2 protein-coding genes are annotated in these 2,092 nt (G+C 58.5%); both read left to right on the plus strand.

Features of this window, described 5'->3' with window-relative positions:
• Positions 1-390 precede the first annotated feature (390 nt).
• On the plus strand, positions 391-972 hold the full coding sequence (locus VGI36_13250; protein ID HEY2486110.1) for a superoxide dismutase: 582 nt from the start codon (positions 391-393) through the stop codon (positions 970-972).
• 108 nt (positions 973-1,080) lie between these two features.
• A complete protein-coding gene (locus tag VGI36_13255; protein HEY2486111.1) occupies positions 1,081-1,803 on the plus strand; it encodes an SDR family NAD(P)-dependent oxidoreductase in 723 nt (240 codons plus the stop codon).
• Positions 1,804-2,092: the final 289 nt, after the last annotated feature.

Here is a 2,092-nt window from a genome sequence, read left to right on the forward strand (position 1 = left end):
CACTCAGTAAGCGAGCAGCCCGCAGACCAGCAGATTCAATCCTGATCAAGCAGGCGCCGGAATGTGCGCACCGTTTTCCGAGCTCAGCGTCACTTTGATGATGATCACCAGTCACGATCCACAAGAGCACACCTGAGCAGACCGTTTCCGGGAATCAGAATCGAGCGGCCTCTTGGTCGTGCCCTGCGAGCCCATCAGTGCATCTTGTGTCGCGGCGCAGGCGGCGCGTAAGATGATCTCACCCGCTCGTAGTCGAGCGTTCACAGTTCGAAAACGCGCCGATGCTCAGTCTCTCTGCTTTCAATCCTCAGCCAACGACAACGTCGTTGCTTAATCCCCGCTGCGCACCGCCGCAGACGGCCCGTGCCATGCGGAGAAAGGATTACTCACATGGCATTTGAACTTCCCGCTCTCCCGTACGCGATGGACGCCCTGAAGCCGCATCTGTCTGCCGAAACACTCGAATACCATCATGGGAAACATCATGCTGCCTACGTCAACAACCTGAACAATCTGATTAAGGGCACCCCTAACGAGAGCAAGTCGCTCGAGGACATCATCAAGACCGCACCGAGCGGCGGGCTCTTTAACAATGCCGCGCAGCATTTCAACCACAGCTTCTACTGGAAGAGCCTGGCAGCGAAAGCGGGCGGCCAGCCTAAGGGAGCCGCGGCCGATGCGATTAAGTCTGGGTTCGGAAGCTTCGACGAATTCAAAAAGAAGTTCACCGAGGCGGCTACCACCCACTTCGGCAGCGGGTGGGCCTGGCTGGTACGCAAGCCGGACGGTTCGCTTGCAATTGAAGCGACTCATGATGCGGGAACCCCGCTGACCGGCGGCAACAAGCCGATCCTGACCTGCGATGTGTGGGAACACGCGTACTACATCGACTACCGCAACGCGCGTCCACGCTACATCGAAGCATTCTGGAACTTGGTCAACTGGGACTTCGCCAACGACAACCTCACCTAGCGGAGAGAGAAGTCGGCAGATTGCGTTACCTCGCAATCCGAAAATCGGCAGGATCCCCGATCTTTGTCCGCTTCTCTTTTCCGAGGCCACGGCATTAAGATTCGCGGCATGGAAAAGCTGGAAGGCAAGGTCGCGATCATCACCGGCGGCACGGGTGCCCTGGGCCGTGCTGCAGTCGATCAGTTTCTCACAGCCGGCGCGCGAGTGGCGGTGCCCTGGATCGTCGAGCCCGAGGTTCCGCTGCTGCGCGAGCGGCTCGGCAATCGTTTTCCTAACGATCAGCTGATGCTCGCGCGCGCCAACATCGGCGACGAGCCTGAAGCCGCCCGGTTTGTCGAAAGCGTCGCCAAACGCTTTGGTCGAATCGATATCCTGACCAACCTGGTTGGCGGCTTTTGGGGCGGAAAGCCGATAAGCGAGACTACCGCCGCCGAGTGGCAGGCAATGTTTGACTTAAATCTCAAACCGACCTTCCTGATGTGCCGCGCGGTCGCGCCCCTGATGCAGAAGAACAAATTCGGCAGAATTGTTTCGGTTACCTCGCGCAGCGGTCTCACCGGCGCGGGCGATTTTGCCGCCTATGCGGTGGCGAAGGGCGCGATCGCGACTTTCACCTCATCGCTGGCCGAGGAACTGCTGGCGGACAATGTACTGGTGAATGCGATTGCGCCCAGCACGATTGACACTGAAGCCAACCGCAAGGCGATGCCAAAAGCGAAGCACGAAAACTGGGTCAAGCCCGAAGACATCGCCGCGACCATCGCGTACCTGTGCTCCGAAGATTGCCGGGTAACTTCCGGTGCAGTGGTCCCGGTATACGGTCGCGCCTAGCGAAGCGAAATCAGCCGCTATCAAGAGACTGTAGTTCAGCTCTGCGCACACCCGGGGAGCGCGCGGATAGGCCTCCGCACGCAGCCCAGCAGAGTCGGGTTAAATTTAGCGGCCAATTGTTCTTTGACCATCCAAGAAAAGCCGCATGCGTTGCGACTTTTGCGCGATATGTCGCGTGGTGACTCACCAGCCCTCCCGACTTGGACTACAATTCATTTAAAGACTTAGACGAGTCAGGAGCGACGGCCAGGTAGCTAAGCGACCGATCCCATTCGTTTCTCACCTTGTT

The sequence above is a fragment of the Candidatus Binataceae bacterium genome (genome assembly GCA_036495685.1).
Lineage (GTDB): Bacteria > Desulfobacterota > Binatia > Binatales > Binataceae > JAFAHS01.